This is a genomic window from Embleya sp. NPDC001921 (assembly GCF_053594475.1).
Genome location: NZ_JBSFEO010000017.1, coordinates 62355 through 83062, shown reverse-complemented (window position 1 = coordinate 83062; position 20708 = coordinate 62355). Strand labels below are relative to the sequence as shown.

Annotated in this window: 18 protein-coding genes; 9 read left to right on the top strand and 9 right to left on the bottom strand. The window is 73.4% G+C overall.

All coding sequences use genetic code 11. The features are described from left to right. Positions 1-3: 3 nt before the first annotated feature. Together ACWCPW_RS21015 and ACWCPW_RS21010 are read left to right on the top strand one after the other, a co-directional pair. Complete coding sequence (locus ACWCPW_RS21015; RefSeq protein WP_449763098.1) at positions 4-1152, top strand: acyl-CoA dehydrogenase family protein; 1149 nt, start codon at positions 4-6, stop codon at positions 1150-1152. A 186-nt stretch (positions 1153-1338) separates the two neighbouring features. Next, entirely contained in the window at positions 1339-1830 is a 492-nt protein-coding gene (locus tag ACWCPW_RS21010) for a MarR family winged helix-turn-helix transcriptional regulator (RefSeq protein WP_449763097.1), read from the top strand. A 115-nt stretch (positions 1831-1945) separates the two neighbouring features. On the opposite strand, the gene ACWCPW_RS21005 is transcribed toward ACWCPW_RS21010, so the two are convergent. Together ACWCPW_RS21005 and ACWCPW_RS21000 are read right to left on the bottom strand one after the other, a co-directional pair. Beyond that, complete coding sequence (locus tag ACWCPW_RS21005; RefSeq protein WP_449763096.1) at positions 1946-2320, bottom strand: hypothetical protein; 375 nt, start codon at positions 2318-2320, stop codon at positions 1946-1948. A 214-nt stretch (positions 2321-2534) separates the two neighbouring features. Next, positions 2535-3500 carry a tyrosine-type recombinase/integrase gene (locus tag ACWCPW_RS21000; protein WP_449763095.1) on the bottom strand — a complete coding sequence of 322 codons (966 nt, stop codon included), beginning with the start codon at positions 3498-3500 and terminating at the stop codon, positions 2535-2537. Positions 3501-3651: 151 nt separating this feature from the next. Here ACWCPW_RS21000 and ACWCPW_RS20995 point away from each other — a divergent pair, with 151 nt between their 5' ends. Further along, a complete protein-coding gene (locus ACWCPW_RS20995) occupies positions 3652-4092 on the top strand; it encodes an Lrp/AsnC family transcriptional regulator (protein ID WP_395865692.1) in 441 nt (146 codons plus the stop codon). A gap of 201 nt (positions 4093-4293) precedes the next feature. Further along, positions 4294-5916: an amidohydrolase gene (locus ACWCPW_RS20990; RefSeq protein WP_449763094.1), complete on the top strand. Its 1623-nt coding sequence runs from the start codon at positions 4294-4296 to the stop codon at positions 5914-5916. Between the two features lie 56 nt (positions 5917-5972). Here ACWCPW_RS20990 and yczE read toward each other — a convergent pair whose 3' ends face one another. Further along, complete coding sequence (yczE, locus tag ACWCPW_RS20985) at positions 5973-6647, bottom strand: membrane protein YczE (RefSeq protein ID WP_449763093.1); 675 nt, start codon at positions 6645-6647, stop codon at positions 5973-5975. A 102-nt stretch (positions 6648-6749) separates the two neighbouring features. On the opposite strand from yczE, the gene yczR reads away from it, so the two are divergent. From yczR to ACWCPW_RS20965, 4 genes are all read left to right on the top strand, one after another. Further along, positions 6750-8237, top strand: coding sequence for a MocR-like transcription factor YczR (yczR, locus tag ACWCPW_RS20980; RefSeq protein ID WP_449763092.1), 1488 nt, complete (start codon positions 6750-6752; stop codon positions 8235-8237). Between the two features lie 822 nt (positions 8238-9059). Then, complete coding sequence (gene lnt / locus ACWCPW_RS20975; RefSeq protein ID WP_449763091.1) at positions 9060-10823, top strand: apolipoprotein N-acyltransferase; 1764 nt, start codon at positions 9060-9062, stop codon at positions 10821-10823. Further along, complete coding sequence (locus tag ACWCPW_RS20970) at positions 10820-11815, top strand: polyprenol monophosphomannose synthase (protein WP_449763090.1); 996 nt, start codon at positions 10820-10822, stop codon at positions 11813-11815. The genes lnt and ACWCPW_RS20970 overlap by 4 nt, the downstream gene beginning before the upstream one ends. 4 nt (positions 11816-11819) lie before the next feature. Beyond that, positions 11820-12377 (top strand): FxsA family protein, encoded by a 558-nt coding sequence (locus tag ACWCPW_RS20965; RefSeq protein ID WP_449763089.1) that lies wholly within the window; start codon positions 11820-11822, stop codon positions 12375-12377. Between the two features lie 147 nt (positions 12378-12524). Here ACWCPW_RS20965 and ACWCPW_RS20960 read toward each other — a convergent pair whose 3' ends face one another. The 5 genes from ACWCPW_RS20960 to ACWCPW_RS20940 all read right to left on the bottom strand — a co-directional run bounded on the left by ACWCPW_RS20960 (position 12525) and on the right by ACWCPW_RS20940 (position 18219). After that, positions 12525-12899, bottom strand: coding sequence for an RNA polymerase-binding protein RbpA (locus tag ACWCPW_RS20960; RefSeq protein WP_360318572.1), 375 nt, complete (start codon positions 12897-12899; stop codon positions 12525-12527). A gap of 351 nt (positions 12900-13250) precedes the next feature. Further along, positions 13251-15770, bottom strand: a complete 2520-nt coding sequence (locus ACWCPW_RS20955; protein WP_449763088.1) for an ATP-binding SpoIIE family protein phosphatase — start codon at positions 15768-15770, stop codon at positions 13251-13253. A 200-nt stretch (positions 15771-15970) separates the two neighbouring features. Then, positions 15971-17554: a hypothetical protein gene (locus tag ACWCPW_RS20950; RefSeq protein WP_449763087.1), complete on the bottom strand. Its 1584-nt coding sequence runs from the start codon at positions 17552-17554 to the stop codon at positions 15971-15973. Positions 17555-17650: 96 nt separating this feature from the next. Continuing rightward, on the bottom strand, positions 17651-17845 hold the full coding sequence (locus ACWCPW_RS20945) for a DUF2304 domain-containing protein (RefSeq protein WP_395865676.1): 195 nt from the start codon (positions 17843-17845) through the stop codon (positions 17651-17653). A 23-nt stretch (positions 17846-17868) separates the two neighbouring features. Continuing rightward, positions 17869-18219: a hypothetical protein gene (locus ACWCPW_RS20940; RefSeq protein WP_449763086.1), complete on the bottom strand. Its 351-nt coding sequence runs from the start codon at positions 18217-18219 to the stop codon at positions 17869-17871. A 313-nt stretch (positions 18220-18532) separates the two neighbouring features. Between ACWCPW_RS20940 and ACWCPW_RS20935 the strand changes: the two genes are divergently transcribed. Next, positions 18533-18991: a flavodoxin family protein gene (locus ACWCPW_RS20935; RefSeq protein WP_449763085.1), complete on the top strand. Its 459-nt coding sequence runs from the start codon at positions 18533-18535 to the stop codon at positions 18989-18991. Between the two features lie 91 nt (positions 18992-19082). Here the strand turns inward: ACWCPW_RS20935 and ACWCPW_RS20930 are convergent, their stop codons facing one another. Next, positions 19083-20405, bottom strand: a complete 1323-nt coding sequence (locus ACWCPW_RS20930; protein ID WP_449763084.1) for a hypothetical protein — start codon at positions 20403-20405, stop codon at positions 19083-19085. Positions 20406-20708 lie beyond the last annotated feature (303 nt).

Sequence of the window (20708 nt, the reverse complement as noted above, 5' to 3'; positions counted from 1 at the left end):
CCCATGGCCCTCACGCGCACTCTGCCCACCGACGAGTCCCGTGCCCTGCTCGACCTCACCCGGGAGATCACCGCTCGCGAGATCGCCCCTCGGGCCGCCGCCGACGAGGCCGCCGGACGCTTCCCGCGCGAGGTGTTCGCGACCCTCGGCGCCGCCGGGTTGTTGTCGCTGCCGTACGCCGAGGAATACGGCGGCGGCGATCAGCCGTACGAGGTCTACCTCCAAGTGCTCGAGGAACTCGCCGCCGGCTGGCTGGCGGTCGGCCTCGGGGTGTCGGTGCACACGCTCGCGTGTCACCCGCTCGCGACCTTCGGTACGCCGGAGCAGCGGGCCGCGCACCTGCCCGCGATGTTGTCCGGCGACCTGCTCGGCGCGTACTGCCTGTCCGAGCCGCACTCGGGCTCGGACGCCGCGGCGCTGAGCACCAAGGCCCTGGCCGCGACCGACGGATACGTGCTCACCGGGACCAAGGCGTGGATCACGCACGGCGGGGTGGCCGACTTCTACACCGTGCTCGCCCGTACCTCGCCCGACGGCTCGCGCGGGATCAGCGCGTTCCTGGTCGACGCCGACACGCCGGGCCTGTCCGCCGCCGCGCCCGAGCACAAGATGGGGATGCGGTCCTCGCCCACCGCGCAGATCCACCTCGACGGCGCCCGGATCCCGGCGCGGCGGCGGATCGGCGACGAGGGCCAGGGCTTCCCGATCGCGCTGGCCGCGCTCGACTGCGGCCGGTTGGGCATCGCCGCGTGTGCCACCGGCGTTGCCCAGGCCGCGTTGGACCTGGCGAGCGACTACGCCAAGAGCCGCTCGCAGTTCGGCGGCCCGATCGCCGACAAACAGGGCATCCGCTTCATGCTCGCCGACATGGCCACCGCGATCGAGGCGGGCCGCGCGCTGTACCTGTCCGCCGCGCGACTGCGCGACGCGGGCCGGCCGTTCGGCCGCCAGGCGGCGATGGCCAAACTCTTCTGCACGGACGCCGCGATGCGGGTGACGGTCGACGCCGTACAGGTCCTGGGCGGCTACGGGTACACCACCGACTTCCCGGCGGAGCGCTACCTGCGCGAGGCCAAGTGCCTGCAGATCGTCGAGGGCACGAATCAGATCCAACGCATGGTCATCGCCCGGGACTTGCTGCTGCACGGATGATCCGGCGGTGCCGGCCGGCGGGCGGCCCGCGGCCGGGGCGGGCCGGCGACGGGCAGCGGGCGGGTCGGCGCGGGGCGGATCGCGGCCTTCCGGATCGGGCGGCGGGGGTCGGGTACGGTTGCGGGATCCGGGGGATCGCGCCCGGCATCCGAAGCCGCGCGGGTCGAGGACGAGGAGGCGGCGGGCGTGACGAGGGAGCGTACCCCGGGGGCCTCGGCCGAGGATGGCCTGAGCACCGACGAGGCGATTCGGGCCATGTTGTTGCTGATGCCCAGGGTGGCGGCACGGCTCAAGCGCACCCGGATCCCCGAGCGGTTGCAGTCGATGAACCTGGCCCCGCGACACCTGTCGCTGTTGGCCTATCTGCTCTTCGACGGCCCGATGTCGGTCAACCACCTGGCCGCGCGGCTGGAGGTGGCCCCGACCACGGTCAGCCTGATGGTCGGCGACCTCGGCCGGCAGGGCGTGCTGGAGCGGCACACCGACCCCGGTGACCGGCGCCGGTCGATCGTGGCGATCACCGAGGACCCGCAGACCCGGACCGCGATCGAGAGCTGGCTGGCGAACGGCGCCGACGCGTGGCGTCGGGCCTTCGACCCGCTCTCGCCCGAGGATCGGGCGATGTTCGTGCGGACGATGGGTGCCTACGAGGGCGGGGCCGTCGGCAACGGGGAATGAGCGGCGCGGCCGGCCGGCTTTCGTGCGCCGCGCGAGGCGGCCGGCCCCGTGCGGACGCGGTCGGCTTCGCGCGTCGCGCGCAGCGGTGCCCGGGTTCGGACCGGGACCCGCCGGCTCACCACGTGTGCGAGAACGGCTGGGCCCGCCAGTCCAGGCCCGCCGGCAACACCGTGACCGCGGGCCGCGGCCGCGGCGGCTCGGGCGTCGCGGAGCCGGCCCGGTCGGGCGTGTCCCCGAACACCGCGCCCGAGCCCGGGCAGGAACGAATCCCGAACGGATCCCGCGCGCTGGGGCACACCGCGTGATCCGGCACCGTCGCCCCGTCGGCGGCCACGTCCACGACCAGTACGACGGCACACTCCGGGCACGCCCGACGCGCGGTCGCGGCGGCGGACGGGTCCCCGTCCGGCTCGAACTCGAACGTGTCGTCGAAGTCCGCGATCGGACCGCGTGCCCCGGTGCCCGCGGGCACGTCCACGGCGATACTCATGGGGCTCCCCCTGTCGCCACAGCGCCGCGGTGACGGCGCGCTCCGCCGACGATAGTGCGCCCGACCGGAACGTTGCAGTACTCATCCGAACCCAATTCGCGCGACGCGCGAAACGGATGGCATCGCCACCGGCCGGGCCGGCGCGCCGTGCCGCGCCGGCGTCCTCGGTCGGGCCGCGCCGGCCGGCGCTCTCGGTCGGCGCGGCCGAACCCGCTCACGCCCCCGCGCCGTCCGCGGCCTCCGCCCCCGGCACGGGCTCGAACTCGACCGCCCGCCGCAACTGCTCCAGCCGATAGGGAATCGGCTCCCATCCCGGCCGCCCGGCCATGTCCACGTTCAACTGCACCACCGTGCGCGTATAGGCGCGGGCGAGCCCGCGCGGCATCAGCGGCATCCCGACCGGCCGGCGCCGGGAGTTCCCGTCCCGATCGGGCACGCCGGCGTGGTTGCCGCGGACCGACACCCACACCGCGGCCACCGACCCCTGTACATGCCGCACCAGTTCCTCGCGTACGTCCAACCAGCGCGCCAGCGCCGCGCGGGTGGGGCCGGAGAGCGGCAGCACCTCGGTCACCGCCGGGTTGACCGAGCGCGCCTGCGGGCGCCGCACGATGCGCACCGTGCGCTCGTCGGGCGCCAGGTCGCTCAGCCGCAGCGCGCACAACTCGCCCGCCCTGGCGCCGGTGTCCAAAACGACGCCGATCAGCGCGAACAGCCGGACCCGGCCCGGGTCGGCGCCGGAGCGATCGGCGTGCGCGGTCAGCCAGTCCAGCAGCAACGAGCGCTGCCGGGCGCCCACCGGCGGCTTGAGTTCGGGCATCGCGGGGCGTTCGGGCAAGGCGATCGGCACCGATCCGGCCCGGGCCAGGATCTCCAGGCAGTCCATCCGCACCCGAATGCTCGACGTCGTCGAGACGCCGTCGCCGGCCACCGCGCGGGTGCGCAACCGGCCGCTGCCCGCCAACTCCAGATAACGCCGCATCGGATCGGCGGACAGCAGAGCCGCGAGCGAGCCGCGCGCCTCGGGCGGGAAGCCCTCCTGGACCAGCGCCCGACGCAACTCGCCCACCACCCAACGCAGTTGCCGAGCCCGCGCGGCGGAAGTATCGGCCCGCGCGGTGACCCGAAGCAGGGCACGGTCGAGCTGATCGAGCGCGGGAGCACGGTCCTGGTCGGCCATGGGGGCACTGTAACCACGGCCACCGACGACCGACCCCGATCGCCGATCGACCCGGTGCCCGCGCCGCGCCGGGCCGGCCGCCGGGCCCGCCGAAGGCCTCCTAACCGCCCGCGCGACGCCACGCGAGGCCGCCATGCCATAGGTTCATCGTGTGGAGGACCTCGACCGACAGATCGTCAAACTGCTCCTGCTCGACGGGCGGATGAGCTACACCGACCTGGGCAAGGCCACCGGCCTGTCCACCTCGGCCGCACACCAGCGTGTGCGCCGACTCGAACAACGCGGGGTCATCCGCGGCTACGCCGCCGTGGTCGACACCGAGGCCATCGGGCTGCCGTTGACCGCGTTCATCTCGGTCAAGCCGATCGACCCCAGCGCCCCCGACGACGCTCCCGAGCGCCTGGCGGACCTCGAGGAGCTGGAGGCGTGTCACAGCGTGGCGGGCGACGAGAGCTACATCCTCAAGGTCCGCGTCGCCACCCCCGGCGACCTGGAGACGCTACTGGCCCGGATCCGGCTCCAGGCGGGCGTGTCCACCCGTACGACGGTGGTGTTGTCGACGCCCTACGAGGCCCGCGCGCCCCGATTCTGAGCGCACCCGCCCGCCCCGAACCCGAACGAAGCGCCCGAGCGATCCCGAGCGAACCGCCCGCGCCCGTCCGGGAGAAGCCGCGTGGAGGGCGGCCGTCGACAACGCCGCCCGGACCCGAGCGGGTGTGCGCGGCGCGGATCACACCCCCGAAGGGGTGACCTCCGGCCAGGGGTTGGAGCCGGGCGGGCCACACTGGTGGTCATGACCACGCTCCTCCTGCGCAACGGCGCCGTGCACAGTCCGGCCGATCCCTTCGCGACCGCCATGGTCGTCGAGAACGACACCATCGCCTGGATCGGCGCCGAGGGAGCCGCCGCGGCCCACGTCGACGCCGTCGACGCGGTGCTCGACCTCGCGGGCGCCCTGGTCACCCCCGCGTTCGTGGACGCGCACGTGCACGCCACCGCCACCGGCCTCGCGCTGACCGGCCTCGACCTGACCGGCGCGCCCTCGTTGGCGTACGCGCTCTCGGCGGTGGAGGACCACGCCAAGCGGCGCGGCTTGTACGGGGCCGGCCACGTGCTGCTCGGGCACGGCTGGGACGACAGCGCGTGGCCCGAGGGACGGCCGCCCACCCCGGCCGAATTGGACCGGGCCACAGGTGGTGCCACCGTCTACCTCTCCCGGATCGACGTGCACTCCGCCGCGTGCTCGCCCGCGCTGCTCGCGCTGGTCCCGGGCGAGCACGGCGACGCGCCCCTGGCGGGCACCGTGCACCACGTCGCGCGGGCCGCCGCCAACGCCGCGCTGACCGCGGCCGATCGGGTCGCCGCGCAGCGGGTCGCGCGGGCCCGGGCGGCGGCGCTGGGCATCGGCACGCTGCACGAGTGCGGCGGACCGGAGATCGCCGGCGAGGCCGACTTCCGGGCGCTGCTGGCACTGGCCCGGGAGGAGGCCGGCCCGGACGTGGTCGGCTACTGGGGCGCGCTCGCCGCCGACGCCGAGCACGCCCGCACCCTGCGCGCCGACCTGGGCGCGCACGGACTGGGCGGCGACCTGTTCATCGACGGCTCGCTCGGCTCGCACACCGCGTGCCTGCACGCGCCCTACTCCGACGACCCCGGCGCCGGCACCGGCCTGGCCCACCTGGCGGCCGAGCAGGTCGCCGAGCACCTCGCCGCGTGCACCGGGGCCGGCATCCAGGCCGGCTTCCACGCGATCGGCGACGCCGCGATCGGCGCGGTCACCGCCGCCGCCCGCGCGCTGATCCAGGGCCCGCACGGCGCGGCCTTCCGCGCGCTGCGACACCGCGTCGAACACGCCGAACTGCTCGACGCCGAAGCCGTCGCGGCCTTCGCCGAACTGGGCCTGACCGCCTCCGTACAGCCCGCCTTCGACGCCGCGTGGGGCGGCCCGGACGGCATGTACGTCCGCCGCCTGGGCGCCGAACGCGCCGCGCTGATGAACCCGTTGGCCGCGCTGAGCGCCGCCGGCGTACCACTCGCGTTCGGGTCGGACGCGCCGGTGACCCCGCTCGACCCGTGGGGCACGGTGCGCGCCGCGGCCTTCCACCGCACCCCGGGGCAACGCATCAGCGTGCGCGCCGCGTTCGCCGCGCACACCCGAGGCGGCCACCGCGCGGTCGGCCGGGACGACGCCGGCGTCCTGGTGCCCGGCGCACCCGCCACCTACGCGGTGTGGGACACCACCGAACTGGTCGTGCAGGCGCCGGACAGCCGGCTCTCCGGCTGGTCCACCGACCCGCGCTCGGGCACCCCGGGGCTGCCCGACCTGGCCCCCGACCTGCCGCTGCCGCGCTGCCTGCGGACGGCGGTGCGGGGCACCGCGGTGTACACGGCCGAGGGAGCTCTCGAGCAGGCGTGAGCACGATCGCGGACGCCGGCCCCGGAGCGGCCCCGGGGCCGCTCCCGAGGCCCGCCCTAACCGGCCGGGGTCGGCTCCGGCGTCCCGTGGCGTGCCGGCCCGCCCGACCCCGCCGCGCCGGGCGCGACCTCGGTCGCCCGCGGTCGCTCCGGGACGGTCAGCAGGGGCAGGAAGACCTGCACCAGCGGGCCGATCGCCAGCGCGTACAGCACGGTGCCCAGGCCGAGCGAGCCGCCCAGCACGAAGCCCACCGCCAGCACGGTGACCTCGATGCCGGTCCGGACCAGCCGCACCGAGCGCCCGGTCCGCCGCACCAGCCCGGTCATCAGGCCGTCCCGGGGTCCCGGGCCCAGCCGCGCGCCGATGTAGGCGCCGCCGGCCACCGCGTTCAGGACCACCCCGAAGACCAGGAAGGCCGCCCGCCAACCCAGCGCCTCCGGCGCGGGCAGCCACCGCAGCGACGCGTCCACCGCGATGCCGATCACGAACACGTTGCTCACCGTGCCCAGGCCCGGCCGCTGCCGCATCGGCCACCACAGCAGCAGTACCGCGGCGCCGACCACGATCGTCACCACGCCGAAGCTCCATCCGGTGCGCTCGGCGAGGCCCTGATGGAAGACGTCCCACGGATCCAGGCCCAGCTCGGCCCGGATCATCAACGCCATGCTGAACCCGTAGAGCGTGAGTCCCGCATACAACTGGACCAAGCGCCGGACCCACGACCAAGCCACCGTGCACCTCGTTCTTTACCGGACTGCCAAAAAAGAGCCAACGGTGAAAGAATCGTCGACACCGGATCACGGTTCCATAGCCAATTCGACAGGAGTGGACTGATGAGCGCGCCTCACCTGACCGTCAGCAGCACCCGCCTCGCCGACCTCCTGCACCCTTGGACCACCACGACCCAGTCCGCGGCGCGCACCGGCCCGGCGTACCGCACGCTGGCCGATCGCATCCGCGCGCTGCTCCTGGACGGTCGGATCCCGCTGACCGCGCGCCTGCCCGCCGAGCGCGGCCTCGCCGACCGACTCGGCATCAGCCGCACCACGGTCGCCGCCGCGTACGAACTCCTGCGCACCGACGGCTACCTGACCAGCCGGCGCGGCTCCGGCAGTTGGACCACCCTGCCCGGCACGCACACCGAGATCCCCACCAAGGGACTGAGCCCGAGCACCACCACCGGCGTGATCGACCTCGGCGTCGCGGCCCTGCCCGGCCCCGGCCGGGCCCTGCACCAGGCGGTCGCCGACGCCACCGATTCGCTGCCCACCTACACCACCGGCCACGGCTACCTGCCCGGCGGCCTGCCGGTCCTGCGCGACACGCTGGCCCAGCGCTACACCCGGCGCGGCGTGCCCACCACACCCGACCAGATCCTGGTCACCCCCGGCGCGCTCGCCGCGGTCACCCTGGTCCTGCGCACGCTGGCCGGCCCCGGCGACCGGGTCGCGGTCGAATCGCCCACGTACGCCAACGTGCTGGACGCCATCCGGCAGGCCGGGAACCGGCTGGTCCCGGTGCCGATGACGGACACCGGGTGGGACCCGGAGACCTGGCGCGACACGCTGCGCACCGCCGCGCCCCGACTGGCCTACCTGATCCCGGACTACCAGAACCCGACCGGCCACCTCGCCGACGCGGGCATCCGCCGCACCCTGGTGGACCTGGCGCGCAATACCGGGACCACGCTGATCGTCGACGAGACGTGCTTCGACCTGGCCCTGGACATCGACCCGAGCGACCGGCCGCTGCCGATGGCCGCGTTCGACCGGACCAACAACGTGGTCACCATCGGCTCGACGTCGAAGACCTTCTGGGGCGGCCTGCGGATCGGCTGGATCCGGGCCACCCCGGACCTGGTCCGGCGGATCGCGGCCACCCGCGCGTCCTTCGACGTCGGCGCGCCCGTGTTGGACCAACTGGTCACCCACCACCTGATCACCGACCACGAGGACACCATCCTGGAGAGCCGGCTGCCCGCGCTGCGCACCGCCCGAGGCGCCCTCGCCGACGCGCTCGCCGACCGGCTGCCGAACTGGACCTTCGCGATGCCGGTGGGCGGTCTGTCGTTGTGGGTGCGCACCGACGGGACCTCCAGCCTGACCCTGACCGAGGCGGCGGCGCGGCACGGCGTGCGGATCGCGGCGGGCACCCACTTCGGCACCGACGGCACCTTCGAGCACCACGTGCGACTGCCGTACGCGCACGATCCGGCGACGCTGACCGAGGCCATCCGCCGACTGGCCACGGCGGTGGGGGAGACCGAGCGCAGCCGACCCGGCGCCTACGCGGGCTTCTCCGGGGCGACCTGCGTGGCCTGAACCGAGACGCCGGCGACGGCCGGATTCACCGATGTGGGTGAACGCGCCTCGGGGTCTCGCTCGCGCGTCGGGCCCCGACCCGTGTACAACAACCCGGGAAGCCCGCAACGCGCGACACGCCGACCGTCCCCGCCGCCCGACACGACCGGAAACGGGCCGGCACCGGATCGCGATCGGGTCGGGACCGGGTCGCGAGGCACGTGCGCAAGGGGTGCGGAAGCCGCGACGAGACCCATTAGGGGAACGATTGCGCCACCCGGCGGGCGCACACCACCCACACCAGTGCCGCACCACCCCGGGCCCTGACCTGCACCGATACCACATCCGTGCAGGTCAGTGCGATGTTGACACCGCGCCCGCATCGCCCAGTACGTTCGACCCGGTCCACCGCAGGACGACCGGCAGGAGAACACCCTCCCCGAGCACGCGCACGCCTCCGGGCCACAGGTGGCACAGCCACCGGGCGCCAGGTCCGGGACCGACGTGACACGCGCCCGGGAGGCCGCCCCACGCGGCCACGAACGGCAGAGCGGCACCCGTGCAGCCGCCCCGCCGGACGCGAGCACACCCCGCGCCGGAAGGTGAGACCGCGGCAGAGCCCGGTCGCCCAGTAGACAACGACCACCGCGACCGACAGCCAGCCGGTCCGGGGCCGGCCCGAAGGGCGACCGAGCTCCCGCTGCCCCCACCCCACTGTCGAGAACGATCCGAAACCGCTCACCCACCTCGAACGTTGTAACGTCACTGCATCACCCGACCGGCGCAACTTCGTGCCGAAGCCGGCAGCAGCGATCAGCGACGACCCAGCGAGGGGGCCCCACGGTGCCGCAGCTCGACAGCGCCACAGTGTCCGAGGGCGCCCCGCCCCCGGACTCGGCGCCCGCCCGCAAGCGGCGTTTCCGACGCACCCGGGCCACCGCCGTGAGCATCTACCGCAAGCCCGTCCGCCCGGCCTACGCGCTGATCAGCGGCCTGCTGCTGGCACTCGCGTTCCCGCCGTACGACATCTGGCCGCTGAGCGTGCTCGCGGTCGCCGTGCTCACCGTCGCGGTGCACGGGCAGCGCACCCGCACCGGCTTCGGCTACGGCCTGCTGTTCGGCCTGCCGTTCATGTTGTGGCTGCTCAAGTGGCTGCGCGTGGTCGGGCCGGACGCGTGGATCGTGCTGTCGGTGGTGCAGGCGCTGTACATCGCCGCGTTGGCCGCAGCGCTCACCCTGATCGGCCGACTGCGGCTGTGGCCGCTGTGGACCGCGTGCCTGTGGGTCGCGGAGGAACTGGTGCGCGACCGCGTCCCGTTCGGCGGCTTCCCGTGGGGCCGACTGGCCTTCGCCAACACCGCGACGCCGTTCACCCCGATCGCCGCGCTCGCCGGCGCCCCCGGGGTCACCTTCGCCGTCGCGCTCACCGGCGCCCTGCTCGGCTGGGCCGGGCTGCGCCTGTACGCCCGATACACCGCACCCGCGGCCGAGAGCGCCGAGCCGGGCCCCGAGGCCGCGCGCACGCCGCGTGCCGCCGTACCGCTCGCCCTGGGCGCCGTCGGCCTGGCGATCGCCATCCCCGCGAGCGCCTACGCGGTCCCCATCCCCACCGAGGGCGACGCCGCCGGTCCGGACAGCGCGACCATCGCGGTGATCCAGGGCAACGTCCCGCGCACCGGCCTGGACTTCCTCGGCCAGCGGCGCGCGGTCCTGGACAACCACGTGCGCGAGACCCACAAGCTCGCCGCCGACGTGCGCGCGGGCAAGGTCAAGAAGCCCGAACTGGTGATCTGGCCGGAGAACTCCTCGGACCTGAACCCGTTCGAGGAACGCGACGCGTACGCGGCGATCGACGGCGCGGTCAAGGACATCGGCGTCCCCGTGCTCACCGGCGTCCTGGTCGCCGGCCCCGACGCCACGCACATCCAGAACCAGGGCATCGTGTGGGACCCGGTCACCGGACCCGGCGCCTCCTACACCAAGCGCCACCCGGTGCCGTTCGGCGAGTACATCCCGATGCGCGAACTGCTCACCAAGTTCATCAGCCGGCTCGAACGCGTCCCGCGCGACTTCTACCCCGGCAAGACCGTCGGCGTCATGCAACTGGGCCCGGCCCGGATCGGCGACGTGATCTGCTTCGAGATCGCCTACGACAACGTCACCCGCGAGGCGGTCACGCACGGCGGCCGGGTGCTGGTCGTGCAGACCAACAACGCCACCTACGGCCGCAGCGGCCAGCCCGAGCAGCAACTCGCGATGTCCAGGCTGCGCGCGATCGAGCACGGCCGCGCGGTGCTGATCGCGGCCACCTCCGGGATCAGCGCGATCGTCATGCCGGATGGAAAGGTGGTCGAACGCACCCGCGAATTCACCGCCGACACGCTGGTCATGGACGTGCCGCTGCGCGACGACCGCACGTTGGCCACCCGACTCGGTTCGGCTCCCGAGTGGATCCTGGCTATCGTCGGTCTTCTCGCCTGCGCGTACGGCATCCTCCGCCGTCGGCGCCAGGCCCGGACAGTCAACACCCCCGGCATCCAGCCGACCACAGCCGACGCCGGCGTCGACACCCTCGCCGACGCCAACGCCATCAAGGAGATGATGTGACCGACAGCGAGCAGACCAGCTTCGCCGACCTCGGCAAGGTGCTCGTCATCATCCCCACCTACAACGAATCGGAGAACATCGAGCCGATCGTCTCCCGCCTGCGGGCCGCCGTGCCCGATGTCGACGTGCTGATCGCCGACGACAACAGCCCGGACGGCACCGGCGACATCGCGGACACCCTCGCCGAGCACGACCCGCACGTCCAGGTCATGCACCGGGCCGGCAAGGAGGGCCTGGGCGCCGCCTACATCGCGGGCTTCCGCTGGGGCATCGACCGCGGCTACGACATCCTGGTGGAGATGGACGCCGACGGTTCGCACCAGCCCGAACAACTCCCGCGCCTGCTCGAAGCGGTACGGGACGCGGACCTGGTGCTCGGCTCGCGCTGGGTCCCCGGCGGCGGCGCGGTCAACTGGCCCGGACACCGCAAGCTCATCTCCAGGGGCGGCAGCACCTACTCGCGCCTGATGCTCGGCGTCGACATCCACGACGTCACCGGCGGCTTCCGGGCGTTTCGCAAGGACACCCTGCTCGGCATCGGCCTGGACGAGGTCGCCTCCCAGGGCTACTGCTTCCAGGTGGACCTGGCCTGGCGGGCGATCCGCAAGGGCTACCGCGTCCTGGAGGTGCCGATCACGTTCATCGAACGCGAGCGCGGCAACAGCAAGATGAGCAACTCGATCGTCGCCGAGGCGCTGTGGCGGGTCACCGCGTGGGGCGTCGGCCGTCGGGTCGGCAAATACCCGAACGAGGCCACCCCGGAGGCGGCAGGCATCGAGGGCGGCGCCGAGGGCGCGAGCAGGGTCGACAACACGCGCGAGGGCCACGACGCGCCGGTTGCCGAATCCACCGACACCGCCGGAGCCGTCGAAGCCACCGGGGCCGCCGGATCCACCCGAGCCGTCGAGGCGGCCGACACCGCCGAGGCAGCCGACACCGCCGACACTTCGAGCACTACCGGCACCACCGGTACCACCTCACCGAGGAAGTGATCGCGTGAGCACCCCGCTGCGCCGAGCGGCCACGCTCCTGCCGATCGTCGCGCTGCCACTGGCCGAGATCTACGTGATCAGTCTGGTCGGCAGCGAGATCGGCGCGGGCCGGACGTTCCTGCTGATCCTGGCCGGCGTCGCGCTGGGCTCGCTGGTGATCCGCTACGAGGGCCGCCGGGTGCTGACCCGGCTGCGCGAGCTCGGTGAACAGGCTCAGCGCGAGAGCCAGAGCGACCCGGCCGTGCTCGCGGCCCAGGGCAAGGAGGCGACCAAGGCCGCCGCCGACGCGGGCGTGGTCATCCTCGGCGGCATCCTGCTGATCATCCCCGGGTTCATCACCGACGCGCTGGGCCTGCTGTGTGTGCTGCCGTTCACCCGGCCGCTGATCCGGCGGCTGATCGGCACGGTGGTGGCCGCGAAGGTGGCGAACAGCGCGAGGTTCTCCGGCGCGGTGCGGGACGCCCGGATCCACCGCCCGGACGGCAAGATCGTGCGCGGCGAGGTGATCGATCCGGACGAGCGCCGCGACGACGACCCGCCGCCGCCGCGCGAACTGCCCTGAGCGCCCGGGGCTTCGAGACCCGGGCGGCGTTCGCAGACAGCACGACGCCCGGGGCGCCACGATCGTGAGATCGTCGGCGCCCCGGGCGTCGGTGCCACCTGTCGACGGGATCCGCACGGGCCCGGAGCGGGCTCGCGCGGTGCTCGCTCAGGCGCTCTTGCGGTTGTTGCGCGGATCGTGGTGGAGGTTGATCCCACCCGACCGCAGTACGGCGAGGCGCTCGGCGAGGACCTCTTCCAGCTCTTCCCGGGTACGCCGCTCCATGAGCATGTCCCAGTGCGTACGGGTGGCCTTGTTCTTCTTCTCCTCCGGCGGCGCGCCGTCCACCAACTGCGCGACGGCACCGCAACTGCGGCACTCCCACGTCGAGGGGATCTCCGCCTCGACGGAGAACGGCATCTCGAAGCGGTGCCCCCGGGGGCAGTCGTATTCCACGGTGCGACGCGGCGCCAGATCGATACCGCGATCGGTTTCGTAGCTGGTGGCGCCAAGGCGTGTGCCGCGGAGAGCTCGCTCACTCATGAATCGTGCCTCCTGGCTTGTCAACCCACATCGACAGGTCTTGCTGTCTCGTCCGATTGCAGAACGCGTGACGGGCCCCGAAGATTCCCGACCGAGGGGGCGGAGGGGACGACCGAGGGCCGTGACGGTGAGTAGCTACCCGAAAACGGATGATTCATCACATCGACGGGAGAAAGTGACATAAAACTCGCCTGAACGGCCCGGGAGCCGTCCCCGGTACGCCTGCCCGGAACGCCCGCCGCCACGCACAGCGAATGCGCGCCGACCCGGGGGCCGGCGTCGGCCGGCCGCTCCCGGTGCGGGTGATGTGGGTGTGGCGGGTGGTCTCGACGGCCGGGGCCGCGGCGGGCGTCAGCGATCGCGGATCTCGGCCCAGACGATCTTCCCGGTGTCGGTGGGACGCACGCCCCAGTCGGTGGTCAGGCCGGCCACGATGCACAACCCCCGGTGCCGCTCGTCGTGGCCGGGGGAGGCGATCTCCTTGGGCAGTCGGCCGTCGTGGTCGACCACCTCGACGATCAGCCGGCCCGGGTGGTGCCGGAGCCTGAGCTCCATCGGGGTGCGGGCGTGCTCGGCGGCGTTGGAGACGAGTTCGGTGACCACCGAGCAGGTGGTGTCGCTGTGCTCGGCCAGCTCCCAACGGCTCAGCGTGGCGCGGACGAAGTCGCGGGCCTCGCGCGCGGAGCGCGGCGTGGGTGGCAGGTCGAGGCCGGCGGTGCGCTCGACGCTGTGCCGGGCCCGGACCAGCAGCAGCGCGACGTCGTCGGGTTCCTGGCCGGTGAGCATGGTCTTGGCGAGCAGGTCGGCGACATCGGCGACGTTGTAGGCGCCGCCGGTGGTGCTGTCGATGTGCTTGGTGAGTTCCTGCAGGCGGTCGGTGAGCGAGGCGTCGTGCGACTCGACCAGGCCGTCGGTGTACAGGAGCAGTTGGTCGCCGGTGTCGAAGCCGACCACCGCGTCCTCGAACGCGGTGCCGTCCAGGCCGAGCGGTACGCCCAGGTCGTCCTCCAGGAGTTCGACCTTGCCGTCGGCGCCGATCAGGGCCGGCGGCAGGTGGCCGGCGTTGGACCAGTGGATGGTGGCGTCGCCGGGGTCGTAGACGGCGTACACGCACGTGATGATCTGGTCCTCGCCGCCGAGCCCGGTCACCAGCCGGTTGAGATGCCGCATGACCTGCGCGGGCGGCAGGTCCATCACCGCGTACGCCCGTACCGCGGCCCGGAGTTGTCCCATCACGGCGGCGGCCCGCAGGCCTCGGCCCATCACGTCGCCGACCACCAGGGCGATGCGGCCGGCGGACAGCGGGATCACGTCGAACCAGTCGCCGCCCACCTGTTGGCCCTTGGCGCCGGGCAGGTAGCGGAAGGCGATGTTGAGTTCGTCCAGGTCGGGCGGGACCTGCGGGAGCAGGCTGCGCTGGAGTTCGACGGCGGTGTCGCGCACGCTGCGGAACAGCCGGGCGTTCTCGATCGCGGTGGCCGCCTGCGCGGCGATGCCCAGGGCGAGTTGCTCGTCGCGTTCGGTGAACACGTCGGCCCGGGTGTGGCAGAAGGAGAACGCGCCCAGGTCCTCGCCGGTCGCGGTGGTCACCGGGATGGTCAGCAGGCTGCGCACGGGGGGCTGTCCGTCGGCGCTCACCCGGTAGGGCAACAGGTGTGTGGCGGTGGGGTCTTCGGTGAGGTCGCCGCGGCGCACGGTGGCCGGCGGCGCGGCGCTGGTCTGCGGTCGGCTGCGCGCGGCGAGGGAGGGGCGCGGGCGGGGCAGGCGGTCGATCAGGGTGGGGTCGGGGCTGGTGACGGCGTAGCGGGTGTCCGCGACGCCACCGGTGTCGTAGTCGATGTAGCGGAAGATGCCGTGTTCGGCGGCGATCACCGAGGTGGCGGCGTCGGTGGCGGCCTGCACGAGGCGTTCGAGGTTGAGCTCGCGGGTGAGTTTCTGGCCGACGCTGTAGAGCGTCTCGACGATCCGGGTCTCCTGGTCGAGCCGGCGCTGCTTGTAGGCGAGTTGCTCCTGCTGCGAGCGGACCCGGTCGCGGGCGTCCTCGGCGACCAGGGCCTGTTGCGCGGTGGTGCCCTCGTGGGCGGCCAGGAGTTGTTCCAGGGCGTTCAGGCGGGCGGCGGCGACATGCGTGGTGGGGGTGGGCCGGCCGGGGCCGCCGGCGAACAGGGGCGCGGTGTCGAGCGGGAGCAGGGCCAGGCGGGTGGACACCGCGACGGTGCGGAAGAGTTCGGCGATCCGGGCCGGGACGTGGACGCGGGTGAACATCAGCACGGTGAACAGTTCGCCGTCGGGGAGCTTGCCGGCGTAGCCGACCACGGATTTTATCCCGCTCGCCCGGATGAACTCCTTGTCCGGGACGGCGTTGCTGGTGAGCGCGTCCGGGATGTGGTGGATGTCGTGCCGGTCCCACTCGTTGTCGGTGGGCAGCGGCCCGGCCACGATCTCCTCGGCGGTGACCCCGAGTTGGCCGAGCATGGCGCTGATCATCGGTGCCCGGCGGACCGCCTCGACGCTGGGGAAGGCGACCACCTGGTGGTGCCGCGAGCGGGTGCGGTCGCGCCAGTCCGGGTGGTCGCCGGTGGTGGCCAGCAGGGTCAGGCAGCGCAGGTCGGGGTGTGGGGTGAGGCCGGGCTGCCGGCGCAGCGCGCACTGTTCCAGGTCGGGAGTGAGGTTGCGCCAGGGCATGGTCTGGAACAGGCGGGCGAGGACGAGTTGGGGTTGCCCGGTGAGCGGGTCGCGGAAGGTGGTGCGCAGGTGTCGCACGATCGCGCGGGCCGCGTCCTCGGTGGTGGCCGAATCGGCGGTGACCTGGCGCAGTTCGGAGCTGCACACGACCATGTCGCTGACGGTGAAGTTGGCGAGGTCGAACACTGGGCGTCCACGTCCTCCGTGGGGGTGCGGGCCCCCATCATGGCGCGAGGGTGCGGACCCGGTGGTGCGTTTTGGGTATTTGATGGTGACGTGACCGTGCGTCGAGGCCCCCCGAGCGCGGCTGCTCGGGGGGCCTTCGCGAGGGTGGACGCGGGGTCGGCACGTGGTCGGCGCGGGCCGGCGCGGTGCCGTGCCCGGACTCAGCCGGTGGGCTCGGGCTCGCGTTCGGGGGCCTTGGCGAGCGAGATCGCGGGCGCGGCGACGGGCAGGGTGTCGGTGTGCCGCGGGAGCAGGGCGAGCAGGCGCTCGCGCTCGGCCTCGGGGGTGTCGTCCTCCAGCGGGTCGGGGGTGTGCGGGATCTGGATGCGCACCACGGGGCCGTTGCCGATCCGGATGTAGCCGCGGCCGGGGGGCATGCTCTCGCCGCCGGAGATGCCGGGGGCGGCGCCCAGGACGGTGTACGTGGTCTCCGGGTCCAGCGGGCCCAGCACGACACGGGTGTGCGTGTCGGCGATCAGCGCGGGGCGCAGTCGGTCCAGGTGGGTGGGGCGGGCGCTGGTGATCACCCCGACGTGCGCGGCGCGGCCCAGGCGCAGCGGGAGGTCGAGGAGTTCCTGCGGGTCGGTGCCGCCCTGTCCGGCGGCGAGGTCGCCGAGTTCGGTGATCTCGTCGAGGATCAGCCACAACGGTCGGCGGGCGTTGTCCGGTACCGCGGTGCCGTGTTGCTTGGCGTGGGTGACGGCGGCGATCCGGCGTTCGGTCTCGTGCCGCAGCCAGGTCAGCAGCTCCAGCGCGCCGTGGTAGCCGCTCTCGATCCGCAGGATGTTGCGGCGACCGGCCAGGCAGGCGTAGTCGCCGGAGCCGCTGCCGTCGATGATCACGATGTCGCCGTCGCGGGCGGCCTGGAGGGCGATGGTGCGCAGCAGGTTGGACTTGCCCGCGCCGGGGGCGGCGACGGCGAGCAGGTGCGGGTCGGTGCTGCGGTGGCCGGTGCGCCAGATGACCGGCGGGAGTTGCCGGATGGTGTCGTCCACGCGGATCGGGACGCGGCGGTTGGTGCTGCCGGCGTCGGTGACGCCGAGCAGGATCTCGCTCGGCGCGGTGATGAAGTGTTGCGCGGGCACGGCCGAGGGCAGCGGCGGCAGGGCGGCGACGGTGAGGTGGTTGTTCTCGGTGTCCCAGTCGTAGAGGTACTCGCGGCCGCGGCCGGTCTTGGCCTGGAGCACACGTTCGATCCGGGCCCGGGCGGTGGGGTCGTCGTCGGTGAAGTAGGGGCTGTAGGTCAGTTCGAGACGGGTGATCCGGTCACCGTCGAGTTCCCAGTGCCGGAAGGCGTTCTGGTACGGGCCGCCGGGGTGGAAGAGGCGGGCCGGGTCGTGGTCGTCGGCGAGGTAGGGCACGAGGCCGTTGTAGACGGCCTGGAGTTTGACGTCGGTGGGGTCGGGGCCGGGCTCGGGGGCGGGCGGTCTGTCCGCGTGGCCGAGCCAGGCGGCGCCGGCCAGGATCAGCAGCAGTGCGATCAGCGGGGCGTAGGGCAGGAAGTAGAGGGCGAGCAGGACGCCGGCGACGCCGGCGACGCCGGCCTTGCGCTTGTCCGCCGACGCGCCCTTCCACCACGTGCGCGCCCAGGCGAGTTGTCGGTTCAGCCCTCGGCTGAGGGTGAACACGGGCGAGAACGTGTCGCGCGTGTGGTGGTGGATGCGCTGGGCGCGCGTGCGGGTGTTGCCGATGCCCTCCTTGGCGCGCTGGGCGATGGCGACGAGGGACTTGGGGCCGGGGGACATGCGTTCTCCGTGAGGGGTTGGTGCGGGTAGGCGGGAGGCCCCGGTTCGGGGGCGAGCCGGGGCCTGCGGCCTTGCTGTGGTGGGGACGGGCGCGGGTCAGAAATTGAGACCGCTGAGCAGGTTGGCGATGCTGTTGCCGCTCGCGGTGATGTGCGGGGCGATCGAACTGCCGGCCAGATAGAAGCCGAACAGGGCGCAGACGAGGGCATGCGGGATTCTCAGCCCGTCTTTGCGAAAGAAGACGTAGGCGATGACGCCGAGCAACAGGACGCCGGAGATGGACAGAACCATGGGTGCTCCTTCGGGCGGTGCACTCAGTGTGTGAGGTGCGGGGTGAGGATCCCGATGCGGCCGAGGCCGTACAGGACGAGGACGGTGGCGCCGAGGCGCCCGGGGGTGGACAACGCCCAGAGGGCGGCGTGGAGCGCGATCACCAGGGGGAGGGTGGCGATCGCGTAGGCGGTGTGGAAGGTGCGGGATTGCGCGGTGCCGGCGCGGGTGGCGGGGGCCAGGGTGCGGCGGACGACCGAGACGAGGGAGGGCGGCGCGGGGGCGGCGGGGGCGGGGGCCTGGTCGGGGACGGGGGTGGGGCCGGCTTCGGGGTCCGGGTCGGTGGGGGATGTGCTGCGGGGATAGGGCAGTAGCCGCTTGTGGATGAGGCGCATGTGCGTGCTTCTCCCCGAGGTGCCGGCCGGTTGGCCTATCGATGCATTACTCAAAGTGCTCTTATCGTTACAAATGGTGCACATCTGTCAAAGCATCAAACGGGTGGAATCGCCACGATTTTCCCGACGATCCACTCGCATGGGTGAGGCGATGAACCTGTTTGCCCAGGTGGGATCGCGGGTCGCAGTCCGCCGGTGGCCGGCGTCGCGGCGTGATCGGCTCGATGTCGATTTCCCGACAAGCTCACCCATTGGGGTGGCGGTCGGTGAGCGGGTCGTTTCGGCTCCGGCCCGGTTCTGGCAGCGTGAGGCCATGGCCATCCTGCTCGTGGTGCACCACACGCCCTCGCCGACGCTCGCCGAGATGCTGGAGGCGACCCTCGCCGGCGCCCGCGACCCGGAGATCGAGGGCGTCGACGTCCGGGTCCGGGCCGCGCTGACCTGTTCGCCGGTCGAGGTGCTGGAGGCGGACGGCTACCTGCTCGGCACGCCCGCGAACCTGGGCTACATGTCCGGCGCTTTGAAGCACTTCTTCGACGGCGCCTACTATCCGTGCCTGCACGAGACGGTGCGCCGCCCATATGGCCTGTACGTGCACGGCGGCAGCGACACCACCGGCGCGGTGCGCTCGGTCGAGGCGGTGGCGGGCGGGATGCAGTGGAAGCGGGTCCGCCCGCCGGTGGAACTGGCGGGGCCGGTCACGCGTGACGCGCTGGCCGCGTGCACCGAGCTGGGCGCGGTGGTCGCGGCGGAGCTGATGGACGCGAACTGAGGCGGGGAACGGCCGACGCGGGCGAGGCGCGTACGGCCCTCGGGCTCGCCCCGGAGCGGGGGTCGCTCGGGTCCTCGCGCACCGGGTGGTGTCAGTGCGGGCGGGCCCAGTGCGGCGGGTGGGTCCGGGCGGTCTCCAGGGCGGCGGGGGTGGGGCGCTCGACCGTGTCGGGGACGGCCTCCAGCGGGATGGACAGGGCTCGGGCCCAGGTGCGTCGCCAGCCGAGGCGGCGCTGGGTGCGGGCGGCCTCCCGGCGGGCGCGCGCGGTGGCGCGGCGGGCGATCTCGGCGCGGGCCAGGCCCTGGCTGCGCAGCCACAGCGGGCGCGTGTGCAGGAGCTCCTCGACGTAGGCGGTGGTCCACTTGTTGCTGCGCGGACGCAGATCCAGGACCAACTCCACGGGCAGCCCGAAGAGTTCGGCGACGGCGTCGTCGGTGAGGTGGTCGATCACCGCCTCGGCGGCGCGGCACACCGCCTCGGCGCGCCGCTGCTGGGCGTGCCACTCGCGATCCAGCCAGCGGGTGACCGCAGCGCAGGCGTGTTCGAGTTCGCGGTCCGCGTGCAGCTCGAGCAGCCAGTGCGGCGGGTCGGTGGCCAGCCGGTGCAGCAGGTCGGCGCTGACGTGGTGGTCGATGGACGGGACGCGGTGCGCGATGTCCTCGGCCGGCACGCCCAGCGTCGCCCACACCCGATGCGGCCGGGCGAGCGAACGCAGCGCGGTGATCGCGCGCGGGGTGGCGGCGGCGAGCAGGTCGGCGATCTCGCCCGGCTTGTAGCGGCACTGGGCGCCGATCTCGGCGATGTCGCGCACGCGCGGGTCGCCCATGAACCTGCGCAGCCGGGCGGGCGCGGTGCCGTGCAGCCGGGCCAGCGCGCAGGCGAAGGCGATCACGTCGGCCGGGTCGGTCTGCCGGTCGGGGGCCAGGGTCGCGAGGTACCGGCGCGCGTTGTGGGCGCGCTCGCGGTTGTGCGCCCGGGTGGCGGCGGCCTTGCTCGCGGCCAGTGAGCGGGCCACCCGGCGGGCCGCCTCGCGCAGTTCGCGGTCGGCGGCGATGTGCGGGTGCAGGGTGTCCACGTCGGCGGTGCGGTAGTAGCGCACCTCCGACTCGCGGCCGTACCGCAGGACCCGCACCCGGTCGACGACGGGCAGTCCGGCGGCCGGCGCGATCCGGCGGAAGCACTCCCGGCTGATGCCGAGGCGGTGCGCGGCCTCGGTGGCGGTCAGCGGCTCTTCGCGGCGCAGTGCGGTGAGGAAGGGGACGGGGTCGGCCGCGGCGCGGGCGACCGCGTCGGCGTCGAAGGTGCCGTCCTGGTGTTGTGCGAGCAGTCCTGTACGGGCGGCGAGGCGGACCTGACGGGGGACGAGCCCCAGCGCCTTGCCGACGCGCGCCGCACCGATGCCTCCTCGGGTCACGACCGGCCCCTTCCGTACGGGTGACACCGAACGGGGCGACGATAGAACGGCTGCGGGTCGCGAGGGAGGGCAAAGGGCGAAATCCGCCCGATCGTGCGGGGAAGCGATGGGGCAGGTTACGGCAAATGGGGGACGGTGGGCGACTTCGTCGGGAGTACGCCGGCGGAGTGTCCCGGGCCGAGCGACCGGGGCCGACCGCGGCCGTCGCGAGCGCCGGTGCCGGGCGCCCTCGATCGGGTCGATCGGTGGTGCGCAGCCGAACAGTGGAACCTGATCGTGTCGCGTGGCCAGGCCGGCGAATGT

Bases quoted from the DNA above. Each gene is read 5' to 3' on its own strand.
- ACWCPW_RS21015 (WP_449763098.1), top strand. From the start codon at position 4: ATGGCCCTCACGCGCACTCTGCCCACCGACGAGTCCCGTGCCCTGCTC.
- ACWCPW_RS21005 (WP_449763096.1), bottom strand. From the start codon at position 2,320: ATGAGTATCGCCGTGGACGTGCCCGCGGGCACCGGGGCACGCGGTCCG.
- ACWCPW_RS21000 (WP_449763095.1), bottom strand. From the start codon at position 3,500: ATGGCCGACCAGGACCGTGCTCCCGCGCTCGATCAGCTCGACCGTGCC.
- ACWCPW_RS20990 (WP_449763094.1), top strand. From the start codon at position 4,294: ATGACCACGCTCCTCCTGCGCAACGGCGCCGTGCACAGTCCGGCCGAT.
- yczR (WP_449763092.1), top strand. From the start codon at position 6,750: ATGAGCGCGCCTCACCTGACCGTCAGCAGCACCCGCCTCGCCGACCTC.
- ACWCPW_RS20960 (WP_360318572.1), bottom strand. From the start codon at position 12,899: ATGAGTGAGCGAGCTCTCCGCGGCACACGCCTTGGCGCCACCAGCTAC.
- ACWCPW_RS20950 (WP_449763087.1), bottom strand. From the start codon at position 17,554: ATGTCCCCCGGCCCCAAGTCCCTCGTCGCCATCGCCCAGCGCGCCAAG.
- ACWCPW_RS20945 (WP_395865676.1), bottom strand. From the start codon at position 17,845: ATGGTTCTGTCCATCTCCGGCGTCCTGTTGCTCGGCGTCATCGCCTAC.
- ACWCPW_RS20940 (WP_449763086.1), bottom strand. From the start codon at position 18,219: ATGCGCCTCATCCACAAGCGGCTACTGCCCTATCCCCGCAGCACATCC.
- ACWCPW_RS20935 (WP_449763085.1), top strand. From the start codon at position 18,533: ATGGCCATCCTGCTCGTGGTGCACCACACGCCCTCGCCGACGCTCGCC.